We start from the raw sequence: 12,828 nt of genomic DNA, 5'->3' as shown, positions 1-12,828 counted from the left end.
CTCTTTTTCTCCGCGAGCGTCGAAGCTCCGGGCATGGCAAAACAGCCCCACTTGCTCGTCGAGGAAGGCGACGTCCACGACATCGCGTTGCTGCCCGGCGACCCGGGCCGCGTGGACCGCATCGCCGACCACTGCGACGACAGCGAGGTCGTCGCGCAGAACCGCGAGTACAAGGTCGTCAACGCCACCTACGAGGGCGTCGACCTCACCATCTCCTCGACCGGCATCGGCTGCCCCTCGGCGGCCATCGCCGTCGAAGAGCTCTCCCGCGTCGGCGTGGAGACGTTCCTCCGCGTCGGCACCATCGGCGCGCTCCAGGAGGACATCGAGGTCGGGGACATGATTGTCGCCACCGGCGCCGCCAAAGAGGAGGGAACGAGCAAGCGCTACGAGTCCGAAGTCTACCCCGCGGTCCCGGACTACGGCGCGCTCACCAGCCTCGTCCAGTCAGCCGAGGACAACGACGAGGAGGTCCACGTCGGCCCCATCGTCAGCGACGACGCGTTCTACAACGAGGACGAGGACTTCGTCGAGGACTGGAACGACGCCGGCCTGCTCGCCGTCGAGATGGAGGCCGCGACCGTGTTCTCGCTGGCGCGCCGCAAGGGCCTCGCCGCGGGCGCCATCTGCACCGTGGACGGCAACCTCGTCGCCGGCACCCAGAAGGGCGCGGACAGCGACGACGAACTCCCCGAGAAGGCGAAGAACAACGTCGCGCGCGCCATCGACATCTCGCTGGACGCCGTGACGCGGCTGGCGTAGGACAGCCGAAACACCCAACTGCCGGGGCCGCCGACTCGGTGGACATGTTCTCGGAGTTGCGCCGGCGGCTCGCGGCGGCCCGACGGCGAGCCGCCCGCGTCGAGCGCCGCGAACTCCGGTCGTTCCGGAAGTGGCTGGAGACGACGAACAACCTCCTCCACGCGTCGGTTCTGCTGTTCGTCCCGCTGCTCGTCGGGCTCGTGACCCTGTTGGCGAACACGGTCGGCGCGGTGTCGTTCCTGCTGTTCCCGCCGCTGGCCTCGGGCACGTACACGCTGTTCTCCGAGCCCGAAGGCCGGTACTCTGACCCGCGCACGTTCGTCGGCGGGCTGACCGTCGGCGCGCTCTGCGGCTGGGCGGCCGTCGAGGTCGCCGCCTACGCCTACGGCGTCCCGACGGCGTCTCTGGGGGTGAACGCCGGCGCGGCCGCGCTCGGCGTCTTCCTCACCGGCGGCGCGACGTGGGCGCTGGACCTCGAACTCCCGACCGCGTTCTCGACGGCGCTGCTCGTGCTCATCACGGGCACCGCGCAGTTCGCGTACGTCGCCGGCGTCGCGCTGTCGTCGTCGCTGGTCGCCATCGTGTTCGCGGTGTGGCGCCGCGAGGTCTACGAGGAGCGCGCCCGCTACCTCTACCGCACCACGGAGGCCGACGACCACGTCGTCGTGCCGATGCGCGGGGAGACGGCCGAGCAGACCGCGATGCTGGGCGCGCGCATCGCGGCCGCCCACGACGCCGGGAAGGTCGTCCTGCTGGACGTCGTGGACGACGAGGAAATCGCGGCCGCCGAGCGCGAGTGCATCGCGGGCGAGGGCGAGAACGCCGACTCGACGGCGGAGGAGCGGGCGGCCGACGCGGCCGCGCGCGAACTCGAACGGCAGGCCGCGCGCATCGAGACGACCGTCGGCGTCCCCTGCGACGTGGCCGTCGCCGTCGAGAACGGCAACCCCGCGGGGACGGTGCTCTCGACCGCCGAGGAGGCGAACTGCGACCTCGTCGTGACGCCGTTCGAGTGCGACGAGGACGACGCGCTGACGCCGTTCCTGCGGACGCTGTTCGGCAGCGATGTCGACGTGGTCGCGCTCCAGTCCACGGGCGAGCGCACGCGCTGGAAGCGCATCATGGTCCCCGTGCGCAGCGCCTCCGACGTGGCCCACGCGATGCTGGACTACGCCGAGCGCCTCGCCGGCGGCAACGGCTCCATCAGCGTCTGCTCGTGTATCGACGCCGAGCGCGAGCGCCGCCGCACCGAGTCGATGCTCGCGAACCTCACCGAAACCGTGGGCACGCGCTGCGAGACGCGGGTCTCGCGGTCGTCCATCGAGGAGTTCGTCGAGCGCAACGACGCCCACTACGACCTCGTGTTCCTCGGCGCGAGCACCGACCGCTCGGCCGCCTCGAAGTTCCTCTCGCGGCCGACCTACGAGCGCGTCCGCGACCTCGACACGGACATCGCCATCGTCCATACGGCGTGACCCGACGCGCCGCCTATTCGAGGTCGGCGGCCTCTTCCTCGGCGTGCTCGTCGCCGAGCGCGGAGCGCGCGAGCAGCCGCCCGCCGATGACCGCGGGACTGATGACCGTGTCCGCGCCCGCGCGGCGGAGCTTCGGCTCGTTCTCCTGCTCGGTGGCGGCGGCGACCACGCGCACGTCCGGGTAGGTCTCGCGGACCGTGAGTATCGCGAGCGCGTCCTCGCCGTCGTCGTTCGTGGCGGTGACGACCGCTCGCGCGCGCTCGATGCCGGCGCGGTCCAGCGTCTTCTCGTCGGTCGGGTCGCCGGCGAGCACGTCGATGTCGCGGTCGCGGAGCTCCGACGTGTCGGTGCCGCCGCGCGCCACCACGAGGAACTGTCGGCCGCTGGCCGCGAGTTCGGTCAGAATCGGTTCCGTCAGGTCGCCGTAGCCCGCGACGACGACGTGGCCGTCGAGGGACTCTAGGTCGCTCTGTGTCATGCGTCCGAGTGCGCTCGCGAACCGGGCTTCCAGCGCGGGGCCGAGCAGCGCGCCGAGCGCGACGGCGAAACTCGCGGTGCCGAGCACGAGCACGGACAGCGAGAACAGCCGCGCCTCCTGCGTGACCGGGGTGACGTCGCCGTAGCCGACGGTGCTGGACGTGACGAGCGTGTAGTAGAACGCGTCCAGCATCGTGTTCACGCCCGTGAACCCGCGTTCGCCGCGGAGCGCCCACGTGCCGATGGTGCCGTACGCCTGCACGCCGGCGAGCGCGCCGCCCGCCGCCAGTTGGCTCGTGGACAGCGAAATCGGCTCGTCGAAGCGGCTGCGCGCGACCGCCAGCACGGGGAACGCGACGACCGACAGCACCACCAGCGGCACCGAGTACGGCGTCGCCTGCACGAGCCCCTGGCCGGCGGTAATCGGGAGCAACACCAGCGTCGAGTACCACGCCACCCGGAGGCCGCGGCGCAGCCCGAACGCGCTCATCACCATCAGGAACCCGGTCAGCGAGCCCGTGAACCCCGCGGTCTGACTGATTGCGGGAGGGATGTACTGCGCCACCGGCCCGAAGTTCGCGGTCGGGTCCACGATGCCGAGGATGCCGACGCCGACCGACAGCGCGGCGACCGCGAGGGTCAACGCGACGGCAACCCGGCCGGTCACCCGCTTCGCGCCCGGTACGTCCATGTCACCACGGGCGTGGTCGCCCGCCTTAAATACGGCGGCACGCGTCGGTAGCGTTTTGTCCCGGGCGGGAGTGCCGGGAGGTATGACCTCCGCTCCCGTGCAAGCGCTGCACGGCATCTACCTCGGACTGCTGGCCGGCGTGATTCCCGCGCTGGTGTCGTTCGGGTTCGGGTTCATCTTCCGGTACGTCACCGGTCTCTCCGTGCCCGCGTTCGGTGTCGTCGTGCTGGGCGTCGCGCTCGCCGGCGTCAACGGCGGCTTCCTCGCGTTCGCGGACCCCACCATCACGCAGGCCGCGAACTCCACGACGCTGGTCGTAGCGCTGCTGGTGGTCGCGATGCTGACCTTCTACACGCACTCGGTCGGCGACAAGATGGGCGCGACGCTCCCGCGCCGCATCAGCCTGAAGTCGCTGCGCGAGCGCACGCTCCACACCGACGCCATCGAACTCGTCGGCGGCCGCGACGAGGTCGCGGTGAGCGTCGTCGGCGGCGTCCGCGACCTCGAAGGCTACCCGCCGCTCCCGGAGTCGCTGCGCACGTCGATTCGGGACGCCGAGTGGCGCTTCCCCGCGGACCTCCCGCTCTCGGAGCTGGAGGGGCGGTTCGTCGATCGCCTGCGCTCGGACTTCGACGTCGAGGAGGCGTCCGTCACCGTCGACGAGCACGGCCGCGCGACCGTCGCCGCGGCGCCGCCCGCCGCCGGCGTCTCCAAGCGCACGCCCGTCGGGAAGCGCGCGGTGTCGGTGCCCGCGCTCGTCCCCACGGGCATCGCGCGCGGCGACGAAGTATCGGTGCTAGCGGGCGACTCCCGCGTGGACGGCACCGTCGTCTCCGCGAAGTCCGGCGGGAAGCCCGCGGCGGAACCGACCGCGCCCGCGGACGACGACGAATCCGAGGACGCCGAGCCGTCCGCGAAGCCCGCGCCGACGACGACCGGCGGGGAGGGACGGGTCACCGTCGCCGTCCAGCGCCCGGACGCGGAGGCGCTGCTCGCCGCCGACCGCACGCGCATCGTCGTGCGCGCCCGCGGCACCCGCCGCGAGTACGAACTGCTCGGGCTGTTGCGCCGCGGCGGCCAGCGCGTCCGCCGGCTCACGCTGCGCGCGGACGCGCCCGTCGTGGACACCACGCTCGCGGACGCGAACCTCCGGGAGACGTACGGTGTCACCGTGCTGGCGGTCCGCCACGACGGCTCGTGGACGGTCGCCCCGAGCGGCGACGTGGCGCTGGCGGCCGGTGACGAGCTGTTCGTCGCCGGTCCGCGCCGCGAACTCGACGCCTTCGAGGAGGTGGCGAAGTGATGCCGGTGTCGCCGACCGAACTGGCGCAGGGCGGCGGCGTCATCCTCGCGGCGGGGCTGGCGGTCGGCGTCCTCGCGGTGGCGTTCCGGTGGTACTTCCGGCAGGAGCTCCCGTTCGGCGTGGCGATGCTCGTGGACGTCTCCGTGGTCGCGTTCTACCTCAACACACGGGTCGCGCTCGGGCAGGCCATCGCGGGCGAGATGGACGTGCTGTCGCTGGAAGCGGTCGTGTTCAACCTCGCCGTGTTCGGCGCGGCGGTGCTGGTCGCGCCCGCCGCGCGCCGCGCCGGCGACCGCGCCGGCGTCCAGATTCTGGCCGCGACCGGGGTCCGCGAACTCGAAGGCGAGGTCGGCCGGCTCGTCAAGGCCGTCGGCCGCGTGGTCGCGGTCGAACTCCCCGAGGACATCGCCGACATCGAGGGCTACGACCCGGTCGGCGACGACGTCAAAGCGGAGCTGGCCGGGAAGACACTCATCTTCCCGCGCCGGCTCACCGTCGAGGAGCTCCGCGAGCGCGTCGTCACCCGCCTCAAGGACGACTACGACGTCGGCTACGTGGACGTCGAACTCGCCGACGACGGCACGGCGACCTACCTCGCGCTCGGCAGCCGCACTGCCGGCATCGGGCCGACGCTCCCGCCCGGAACCGCGGCCGTCGCGGTGCGCGCGGACCCGCCGAACGCCGCCGGTCCCGGCGACCTCGTGCAGGTGTGGCGGCCGCGCACCGACGAGCAGCCGGCCGAGCGCGTCGCCACCGCCGAGATTCGCGCGACCCACGAGGACACCGTGACGCTGTCGCTGGACGAGTACGACGCTCGCAATCTCGCGGGCGGCGACTACCGGCTGCTCACGCTGCCGTACGAGCCGGGCGCGGACCGCCAGTTCGCGTCCCTGCTGCGGGCCGCCGACGAGACGATGGTCGTCGTCACGGTCGCCGCGGGGAGCGCGCTCGACGGCACGGCCGTCGAGACCGTCGAGGGCACCGTCGTCGCGGTCCGCGGCGACGCGGGCGTGGACGCCATCCCGAGCGCGTCCCGGGTGCTGGCCGCCGGCGACACGCTCTACGTGGTCGCGCGGCCGGACGTCGCGCGTCGCGTGGACGCCGCCGCGGCCGTCGCCGAGGAGTCGGACGACGAGTCGCCGAGCCAGTAGCACGCCCTGCCGACCCCGTAGCACCTATGCGTCGCCGCCGCCCACTGTCGTGCATGGAGTGGAAGCTGTTCGCGGACCTCGCGGAGGTCGGCGGCGACCGCCGAATCACCGTCGACGAGTCGGCCCAGACGGTCGGCGACGCCCTCGACGCGTTGCTCGCCGACCGCCCCGCCCTCCGGGACCGCGTGCTGACCGACGACGGCGACGTCCACGAGCACATCAACGTCCTGCGAAACGGCGAGAACGTCGCCCACGACGACGGCCTCGACACGGAACTGGACTCGGGCGACGAGCTCGCGCTGTTCCCGCCGGTGAGCGGCGGCTGATGTTCACCATCGCCCACCGCGGGTTCGCCGGCGTCGCGCCCGAGAACACCGCGGCGGCGGTCCGCGTCGCCCGCGAGCACGCCGACGGCATCGAGGTGGACGTCCAGCCCGCGGCCGACGGTACGCCGGTCGTGTTCCACGACCAGCGCCTCGACGGCGAGGGGGACTCCCGGGGCGTCACCGACGCCGAGGGGTTCGTCTGGGACGCCGACCCCGAGACGCTCGCGGCCGCGGACGTGTTCGGGAGCGGCGAGGGCGTGCCGACGCTGGCCGACGTCGTCGCCCTCGTGCCGGCGGGCGTGGAGTTCCACGTCGAACTGAAGAACCCCGGCAACGAGGACGCCCGCCTCGGCCTCGCCGGACCAGACGCGGCGGCGTGGCGGCCGTTCGTCGAGGCCGTCGCGGACGCGCTCGGGGACTGCGACGCGCCGGTCGTGCTCTCCTCCTTCTTCGACGGTGCGCTCGAAGCCGCCACCGAAGTCCTGCCGGACACCCCGCGCGCGGCGCTGTGTCTGGACACGGACCGCGGGCTCACGCGCGCCAGCGAGTTCGACTGCCGCGCGCTCCACGCGCCCGTCGACGGCCTCACCGAGTCCGTCGTCGACCACGCGCACCGCGACGGCCGCACTGTCAACGCGTGGACCGTCACGGACTGGCAGGACGCCGTCGCCTGCGCCGACGCCGGCGTGGACGGCGTCATCGCCGACTACCCGGGCGTCGCCGACTACGCGGGCGACCCGGCGCGGCTCGCGTAGTCAGTCCACGGACTGCTCGAATCCGCGGATGGCGCTGTCGCTGCCCGCGACGAACACCTCGTCGCCGGCCTCGATTGCGGCGGCCTGATTCGTGCTCACCGCGCCGTCGTGGACGACGCCGACGACCGTCCAGCCCTTCTGTGGGTCGCTGGCCGTCGCGACCGTCTGCCCGGCGAACGGCGACGCGTCCGCGCGCACCAGCCGAATTTGGCTCACCGGGTCCATCACGCGCTCCCCGTGGACTTCCGCGGCGACGAGGCGCGCGCTCACGCGCTGGACGGAGAGCACGTAGTCTGCGCCCGCGCGGAACGCCGCCGTCGCCTTCTCTGTGTCCGTCACGCGGACCAGAATCTCCACGTCGTCGGACAGCGAGCGCGCCATCGCGACGGTCAACAGCGCGGTCGCGTCGTCGTTCACCGTGACGACCAGCGCGGTCGCGTCCGCGACGTTCGCGGCCTCCAGCGTCTCCGGCTCGGTCGCGTCCCCGACGACGTCCGGGTTCGCCTCCGGGGACTCGTCGACAGTCGTCACCGACACGTCGTCGGGCAGCGCCTCGACGGCCGCCGCGCCGCCCTCGCCGAGTCCGGCGACGACGACCCGGGAGTGCTCGCGCACGCGAGAGCGCTGGACGCCCGCGATTTCGCCCGCGACCTCGTCGATGACGGCGGCCGGCCCCGCGACGACGAGTACGGTGTTCGGCGTGAGGCGTTCGTCGGGCGACGGCGGCATCCGGAGTTCGCCGTCGAACCAGCCCGCGACCAGCGTCAGCTCGGGGTGGCTGGCGAGCGGCGACTCGCGGACGCGGACGCCGTGCAGCGGGCTGTCCCGGCGCACCAGAATCTCCCGGACGGCGACTTCCTCGGACGCGCCCTCGCCGACCGCGACCGGCGTCGTCGCCTTCTCCGCGAGGCGCTGGCCGATGAGCGCGTGCGGCGCGACGCTGCGGTCGACGCCGACCTCCGCGAGCGCCGCCTTCCGCCGGGTCGAGGCCGTGAAGCTCACGACCCGGAGGCTCTCGTTGTGCTCCAGCGCGGTCAACACGACGCTGGCCGTCCGGTCGTCGGTGTCCGTGATGAGCACGTCCGCCTTCCCGATGCTCGCGCGCTGCAGGTCCTCGCTGTCCTCCGGGTCGCCGTCGATAGCCTGGTAGCCGTCGTCGGAGAGCCGCACGGCCTCCTCGCGGTCGGACTCCACGAGCACGTAGTCGACGTCCAGCGCCTCCAGCTCGTCCAGCAGCACCTCGCTGTCGCGGCGGTACTCCGCGACGACGACGTGGCCGTCCTTGACCGTGAGCTGGTCGTCGAGGTTGACGGGCGTGCGCTCGAACAGCGGGATGACGAGCACGCGCAGCGTCACGAACCCGACGGCGACGCCCGAGACCTGCATCCCCGCCACGAAGAGGTTCATCCACGGCGTCTCCCACGGCGAGTCCGCGCCGAACCCGGTCGTCGTCATCACCTCGATGACCGTGTTGAACGCCTGGTACGGCGACCGCGGGCGCGCCTCCAGCGCGGCCATCCCCCAGTAGTAGAGGCCCGTGAACACGAGCACGACCGAGACGAGGCCGCCGGCGTACGCGAGAATCAGCCGCTGGCGGTACGTCAAGTCCGCCGGGTCCAGCGAGATGCCGCGGAGTTCGCGCATTCGAGTGCCCGGGGCTACCGCCCCCGGCGACAAAACGTTTCGCCGCCTACGCCCGGTAGTCGGCGGTGAGGTCGGCGGCCATCACGAAGTCCGGCTCCTCGCCGATTTCCGTGCGCGTGACCGCGACGTCGCTGACCGCCGCCGCGGTCTCGGGAATCAGCACGCGCGTGCGGTCCGCGCCGACGATCGCGGCGTCCGCGGCAATCGCGTCCAGCAGCGACGCGCACGCCGACTGGTCGGCCCACGCGCCGACGCCGTACTCCGCCCACGTCTGGTCTTCTCCGTCTTCCTCGCGTTCGTACGTGCGCGAGCGGAACGCGAACCCCTGCGTGCCCGCGTCGTCCCGCACGACCTGGAGGCCGTCGCGGTCGGCGGCCGCCGCGAGGCGCTCCCGGGTGAGCTCCGAGAGCGCCCACGACTCCTCGGTGTCTAGCGCCAGCCCGCGGAGGTGGTCGCGGGCGGCGCTGTCCTGCCAGAACTGCCACGCCGCGTGTGGGTCGGCCGTCACCTCGTGGTCGGGGCCGGCGTCGGCCTCGGGTTCGGGGTGGACCCAGCGGAACTCCGTCGCGGGCTCGAAGCCGGTCGCGCGGGAGTGGCCCAGCCCCATCACGTTCCACGAGAACACCATGTTGCGCGCGACGGTCGCGCCCCGCTCGCGCGCCCAGTCGAAGCCCGCGTAGACGAGTTCCGAGCCGACGCCCTGCCCGCGGTAGTCGGGGTTGGTGCGCATCCCCTGCGCCCACGCCTCGTGCTCGGACAGCAGGACGACCTGCGCGAGCGCCGCGATGTCGTCGCCGGTGTCGGCGACGAGCGTGCGCTGGCGGGGGCCGTCGCTCTCGACCCAGTCCTCGAAGATTCGGGGGATGTAGTCGCCGTCCTCGCGGCGGTCGGCCCACGTGTCGCTGGCGAACGCCACCACGTCGTCGTAGTCGGCCAGCTCCGCGGGCCGAATCTCGACGCTCGTCATTCCCACGGGACGGAGCGCTCGGTGATTTCGCCCGCGAGCGGCGTCCGCATCGTCTCCGCGACGCTCTCGGTGTTCGCCAGCGCCCACATCAGCTTCACCTTCGCGGTGCCGGGGAGCATGTCCTCGCCCTCGACGACGCCGGCGTCGAGGAGGTCCCGGCCCGTGTCGTAGACGCGGTCGCAGACCCGGCCGTCCAGACACTGGCTGGTCATCACGACCGTCGTGCCGTCCTCTACGAGCTCTTCGATGCGGTCGATGAAGTCCGTGTGGACGTGGCCGAGTCCCGTCCCCTCGATAATCACGCCGGACTTGCCCTCGCAGAGGTCGAAGAATGCGTCGTCCATCCCGGGCGTGAACTTCACGAGTTCCACGTCCGAGTCGAGGTCCGGGCTGCTGTCGAGGTCGGTCGCGCCGCGCTCGGCGTACTCCTTCGTGAACTCGACGCCGCGGGATTCCGCGTCGGCCTCCTCGCTGGCCGCGTCGTAGTCGACGTAGCCCAGCGGCTCCGCGCCGACGGTCTCGAAGGCGTCGCGGCGGCTCGTGTGGTTCTTGCGGACGCGCGTGCCGCGGTGGAGCGCACACTTGTCGTCGCTCTCGGAGGCGTGCATGCAGACCATCACCTCGGCGGCGTCGGCCTTCGCGGCCTCCACCGAGCAGACGGCGTTCATCACGTTGTCCGAGGAGGGGCGGTCCGCGGAGCGCTGGCTGCCCGTGAAGACGACCGGGACGGGCGTGTCGAGGATGAACGAGAGCGCGCTCGCGGAGTACTGCATCGTGTCCGTGCCGTGCATCACGACCACGCCGTCCGCGCCGTTCTCGATTTCCTCGCGGACGGCCGCCGCGAGCTCCTGCCAGATTGGCGGCTCCATGTTCTCCGAGAGGATGTTCGCGACGACGCGCCCGCGGTAGTTCGCGCGGCCCGCCAAATCGGGCACCGCCCGCAGCACGTCCTCGGCGTCGAACTGCGCGGTGACGGCGCCCGTCCGGTAGTCCACGGTGGAGGCGATAGTCCCGCCAGTGGAGATGAGCGCAATCGTGGGCAGGTCGTCGTCGAACTCGACCTCGGAGGCGGCGCCCTCCTCGGCGTCGCTCTCGACGTCGTAGACGTCTCGCTCCAGCACTTCGACGTCGGCCGCGTCGCGCTCGACGCCGACGTTGTAGCCGGAGTCGAGTTTCACGACGAGGTGGTCGGGTTCGGCCGACGGCAACAGCACGCCCTCGTGGGTCGTGTCGTCGCGCTGGACGCGCACGCGGTCCCCAGTGTTCATGTCGAGAGGATTCCGGGCGCGCCGACGAAAAGGTTGCTACTCGCGCGCTACTCGGCGATGTGCCACTCGCCGTCCGCGCGCTCGACGACGTCCTGCTCGCGGAGGGTTTCGAGGACGCCCTCCACGAGCGGCTCGGGCGCGTCCAGCGTCGCGGCCACCGCGCTCGCGGAGCACTCGCCGGACGCCAGCGCCGCGAGCACGTCCGCGTAGAGGCGCTCGTTGCCGTCGCCGACCGCCTCCCCGAGCTGGTCTTGGACGTCCGCGAGCCGGCCCTGCACCCAGCGCTGGGCCAGCGACAGCTCGCGTTCGAGGTCCTTCAGCTCCTGGAGCTTCCCCGCGAGGTCCGCGACGTCCTCGTTGCGGTCCTGCCGGATGCGGATGGAGACGTGCTGGCACCGCGTCAGGTCGAGGTCCGCGCTCGCGGGATACGCGGACTTCGCGCCGAAGTCGAACGGCGACAGCCGCACCTCCAGCCGGAGGTTCTCGGCGATGTGGAAGTACTTGCGGCGCTGGTCGTCGACCTCCGACTCCACGAGGCCGGCGTCCTCCAGCCGGCGGAGGTGGTCGATGACCGCCTTCGGGCTGACCCCGAGGTACTCCGAGATTTCCGTGACGTAACAAGGCTTTCGCGCGAGCAGTCGGAGGATGCGTCGCCGGTTCTCGTTGCCGAGTATGTCGAGCAGGGCCCCCGAGTCCATCTTCACCCTGAGTTAGCGGCGAGCCCGGATAAGGGTGTCTGCTCTCGGTGGAATTGCGCGACGACTTAGAGGTTCGCCGGAGCGCTTATGTGTTCCCGTGGCAAACGTTGGCACACATGTTCGAGGCGTTCTCCAGCGGCTACTACCTCGGACGGTTGTACGTCGAACCGACGCGCGGCGACCGCGCCGCCATCAACAGCCGTCACCACGAACGGGTCAACGAGCAGCTCTACGCCGACGACGAGGGCATCTCGCGAACGGACCTCCCGCTCGTGATGAAAGTCGGCCCCGCGCACCTCTCGGTCCACGGCGAGGACGACGTGCCCGAGCGCACGCTCGCCGTCCCCGAGGACGTCCTCGCGGACGTCGACGTCGAGAACCCGCCGTCGCTGGAGGAAGTCCTGCTCGCGAAACGGGACCACGCCGCCCGCCTGTTCGACATGGGCGCCGTCTGAGCGCTCGCGCCGGAAGCGAATCGCTTTTCTCCGTTTGCCGGGACGCGGAGGTATGAGCTTCTTCGACGACCTCGCGGCGCGCATCGAGGACGCCGACACCGTCGTCAGCGTCGGCCTCGACCCGGACCTCGACCGGCTCCCCGAGGAGGTACGAGACCACGACCTGCCGCGGTGGGCGTTCAACCGCCGCGTCATCGACGCCACCCACGAGCACGCCGCCGTCTTCAAGCCAAACGCGGCGTTCTACGAGGACGCCGAGGGCTGGCGCGCGCTCCGCGAGACGGTGGCGTACGCCCACGGGAAGGACGTCCCCGTCCTGCTGGACGCCAAGCGCGCGGACATCGGGAACACGGCCCGCCAGTACGCCGACGTGCTGGAGTACGCCGACGCCATCACGGTCAACCCCTATCTCGGCGAGGACGCCCTCCAGCCGTTCCTCTCCCAGGAGGAGGCGGGCGTGTTCGTGCTCTGCCGGACGTCGAACCCCGGCGGGATGGACTTCCAGCACCTCGAACTGGCGGCGTACGACCGCCGGCTCTACGAGCACGTCGCCGAGCGCGCCGCCGGCTGGAACGACGAGTACGGCAACATCGGGCTCGTCGTCGGCGCGACCGCGCCCGAAGAGCTGGAGGAGCTCCGCGACCGCGTGCCCGAACTCCCGTTCCTCGTGCCGGGCGTGGGCGCGCAGGGCGGCGACGCCGAAGCCGCCGTCCAGTACGGCCTCAACGACGAGGGCGTCGGGCTCGTGAACTCCACGCGGGGCATCATCTTCGCGGGCGAGGACTCCCCGGAGTGGGCGCGCGCCGCGGGCGAGGCGGCGCGACGGCTGAAGAACCGCCTCAACGAACACCGGTAG

13 protein-coding genes are annotated in these 12,828 nt (G+C 72.0%); 8 read left to right on the top strand and 5 right to left on the bottom strand.

What is annotated here, in order from left to right; all coding sequences use genetic code 11:
• The first annotated feature begins 33 nt into the window (after nt 1-33).
• Both HHUB_RS10520 and HHUB_RS10515 read left to right on the top strand, forming a co-directional pair.
• Complete coding sequence (locus HHUB_RS10520; protein WP_059057565.1) at nt 34-762, top strand: nucleoside phosphorylase; 729 nt, start codon at nt 34-36, stop codon at nt 760-762.
• A 44-nt stretch (nt 763-806) separates the two neighbouring features.
• Nucleotides 807-2,237: a universal stress protein gene (locus HHUB_RS10515; protein ID WP_059058284.1), complete on the top strand. Its 1,431-nt coding sequence runs from the start codon at nt 807-809 to the stop codon at nt 2,235-2,237.
• A gap of 13 nt (nt 2,238-2,250) precedes the next feature.
• On the opposite strand, the gene HHUB_RS10510 is transcribed toward HHUB_RS10515, so the two are convergent.
• A complete protein-coding gene (locus HHUB_RS10510; protein WP_059057564.1) occupies nt 2,251-3,405 on the bottom strand; it encodes an NAD-binding protein in 1,155 nt (384 codons plus the stop codon).
• Between the two features lie 82 nt (nt 3,406-3,487).
• Here HHUB_RS10510 and HHUB_RS10505 point away from each other — a divergent pair, with 82 nt between their 5' ends.
• Genes HHUB_RS10505 through HHUB_RS10490 form a run of 4 tightly spaced genes read left to right on the top strand, consistent with a single transcriptional unit; the run spans nt 3,488 to nt 6,940 of the window.
• Nucleotides 3,488-4,708 (top strand): potassium channel family protein, encoded by a 1,221-nt coding sequence (locus HHUB_RS10505; RefSeq protein ID WP_059057563.1) that lies wholly within the window; start codon nt 3,488-3,490, stop codon nt 4,706-4,708.
• On the top strand, nt 4,708-5,859 hold the full coding sequence (locus tag HHUB_RS10500) for a TrkA C-terminal domain-containing protein (RefSeq protein WP_059057562.1): 1,152 nt from the start codon (nt 4,708-4,710) through the stop codon (nt 5,857-5,859). Before HHUB_RS10505 ends, HHUB_RS10500 begins: the two co-directional genes overlap by 1 nt.
• Nucleotides 5,860-5,912: 53 nt before the next feature.
• On the top strand, nt 5,913-6,185 hold the full coding sequence (locus HHUB_RS10495) for a ubiquitin-like small modifier protein 1 (protein ID WP_059057561.1): 273 nt from the start codon (nt 5,913-5,915) through the stop codon (nt 6,183-6,185).
• The gene (locus HHUB_RS10490; protein ID WP_059057560.1) at nt 6,185-6,940 is read left to right on the top strand and encodes a glycerophosphodiester phosphodiesterase; all 756 of its coding nucleotides are present in this window, start codon (nt 6,185-6,187) and stop codon (nt 6,938-6,940) included. The genes HHUB_RS10495 and HHUB_RS10490 overlap by 1 nt, the downstream gene beginning before the upstream one ends.
• On the opposite strand, the gene HHUB_RS10485 is transcribed toward HHUB_RS10490, so the two are convergent.
• From HHUB_RS10485 to HHUB_RS10470, 4 genes are read right to left on the bottom strand one after another with little or no spacing between them, the layout of a single operon-like run.
• Nucleotides 6,941-8,584, bottom strand: a complete 1,644-nt coding sequence (locus HHUB_RS10485; protein WP_059057559.1) for a potassium channel family protein — start codon at nt 8,582-8,584, stop codon at nt 6,941-6,943. It abuts the gene before it with no gap.
• 46 nt (nt 8,585-8,630) lie between these two features.
• Nucleotides 8,631-9,551: a GNAT family N-acetyltransferase gene (locus HHUB_RS10480; protein ID WP_059057558.1), complete on the bottom strand. Its 921-nt coding sequence runs from the start codon at nt 9,549-9,551 to the stop codon at nt 8,631-8,633.
• The gene (gatD, locus tag HHUB_RS10475) at nt 9,548-10,819 is read right to left on the bottom strand and encodes a Glu-tRNA(Gln) amidotransferase subunit GatD (protein WP_059057557.1); all 1,272 of its coding nucleotides are present in this window, start codon (nt 10,817-10,819) and stop codon (nt 9,548-9,550) included. Before gatD ends, HHUB_RS10480 begins: the two co-directional genes overlap by 4 nt.
• A gap of 47 nt (nt 10,820-10,866) precedes the next feature.
• Complete coding sequence (locus HHUB_RS10470) at nt 10,867-11,517, bottom strand: ArsR/SmtB family transcription factor (RefSeq protein WP_059057556.1); 651 nt, start codon at nt 11,515-11,517, stop codon at nt 10,867-10,869.
• 116 nt (nt 11,518-11,633) lie between these two features.
• Between HHUB_RS10470 and HHUB_RS10465 the strand changes: the two genes are divergently transcribed.
• Together HHUB_RS10465 and pyrF are read left to right on the top strand one after the other, a co-directional pair.
• Nucleotides 11,634-11,972 carry a DUF5802 family protein gene (locus HHUB_RS10465; RefSeq protein ID WP_059057555.1) on the top strand — a complete coding sequence of 113 codons (339 nt, stop codon included), beginning with the start codon at nt 11,634-11,636 and terminating at the stop codon, nt 11,970-11,972.
• 52 nt (nt 11,973-12,024) lie between these two features.
• Nucleotides 12,025-12,828: an orotidine-5'-phosphate decarboxylase gene (gene pyrF / locus HHUB_RS10460; protein WP_059057554.1), complete on the top strand. Its 804-nt coding sequence runs from the start codon at nt 12,025-12,027 to the stop codon at nt 12,826-12,828.

The organism is Halobacterium hubeiense, from assembly GCF_001488575.1.
Lineage (GTDB): Archaea > Halobacteriota > Halobacteria > Halobacteriales > Halobacteriaceae > Halobacterium > Halobacterium hubeiense.
The sequence above is the reverse complement of the archived record's forward strand: the minus strand, read 5'-3'. Positions and strand labels throughout refer to the sequence as shown.

What these genes read in the sequence shown, in the direction of transcription:
- HHUB_RS10465 (WP_059057555.1), top strand. Translation starts at nt 11,634, where the DNA reads ATGTTCGAGGCGTTCTCCAGCGGCTACTACCTCGGACGGTTGTACGTC.
- HHUB_RS10510 (WP_059057564.1), bottom strand. Translation starts at nt 3,405, where the DNA reads ATGGACGTACCGGGCGCGAAGCGGGTGACCGGCCGGGTTGCCGTCGCG.
- HHUB_RS10520 (WP_059057565.1), top strand. Translation starts at nt 34, where the DNA reads ATGGCAAAACAGCCCCACTTGCTCGTCGAGGAAGGCGACGTCCACGAC.
- HHUB_RS10485 (WP_059057559.1), bottom strand. Translation starts at nt 8,584, where the DNA reads ATGCGCGAACTCCGCGGCATCTCGCTGGACCCGGCGGACTTGACGTAC.
- pyrF (WP_059057554.1), top strand. Translation starts at nt 12,025, where the DNA reads ATGAGCTTCTTCGACGACCTCGCGGCGCGCATCGAGGACGCCGACACC.
- HHUB_RS10500 (WP_059057562.1), top strand. Translation starts at nt 4,708, where the DNA reads ATGCCGGTGTCGCCGACCGAACTGGCGCAGGGCGGCGGCGTCATCCTC.
- HHUB_RS10480 (WP_059057558.1), bottom strand. Translation starts at nt 9,551, where the DNA reads ATGACGAGCGTCGAGATTCGGCCCGCGGAGCTGGCCGACTACGACGAC.
- HHUB_RS10515 (WP_059058284.1), top strand. Translation starts at nt 807, where the DNA reads ATGTTCTCGGAGTTGCGCCGGCGGCTCGCGGCGGCCCGACGGCGAGCC.
- HHUB_RS10505 (WP_059057563.1), top strand. Translation starts at nt 3,488, where the DNA reads ATGACCTCCGCTCCCGTGCAAGCGCTGCACGGCATCTACCTCGGACTG.
- HHUB_RS10495 (WP_059057561.1), top strand. Translation starts at nt 5,913, where the DNA reads ATGGAGTGGAAGCTGTTCGCGGACCTCGCGGAGGTCGGCGGCGACCGC.
- HHUB_RS10490 (WP_059057560.1), top strand. Translation starts at nt 6,185, where the DNA reads ATGTTCACCATCGCCCACCGCGGGTTCGCCGGCGTCGCGCCCGAGAAC.
- gatD (WP_059057557.1), bottom strand. Translation starts at nt 10,819, where the DNA reads ATGAACACTGGGGACCGCGTGCGCGTCCAGCGCGACGACACGACCCAC.
- HHUB_RS10470 (WP_059057556.1), bottom strand. Translation starts at nt 11,517, where the DNA reads ATGGACTCGGGGGCCCTGCTCGACATACTCGGCAACGAGAACCGGCGA.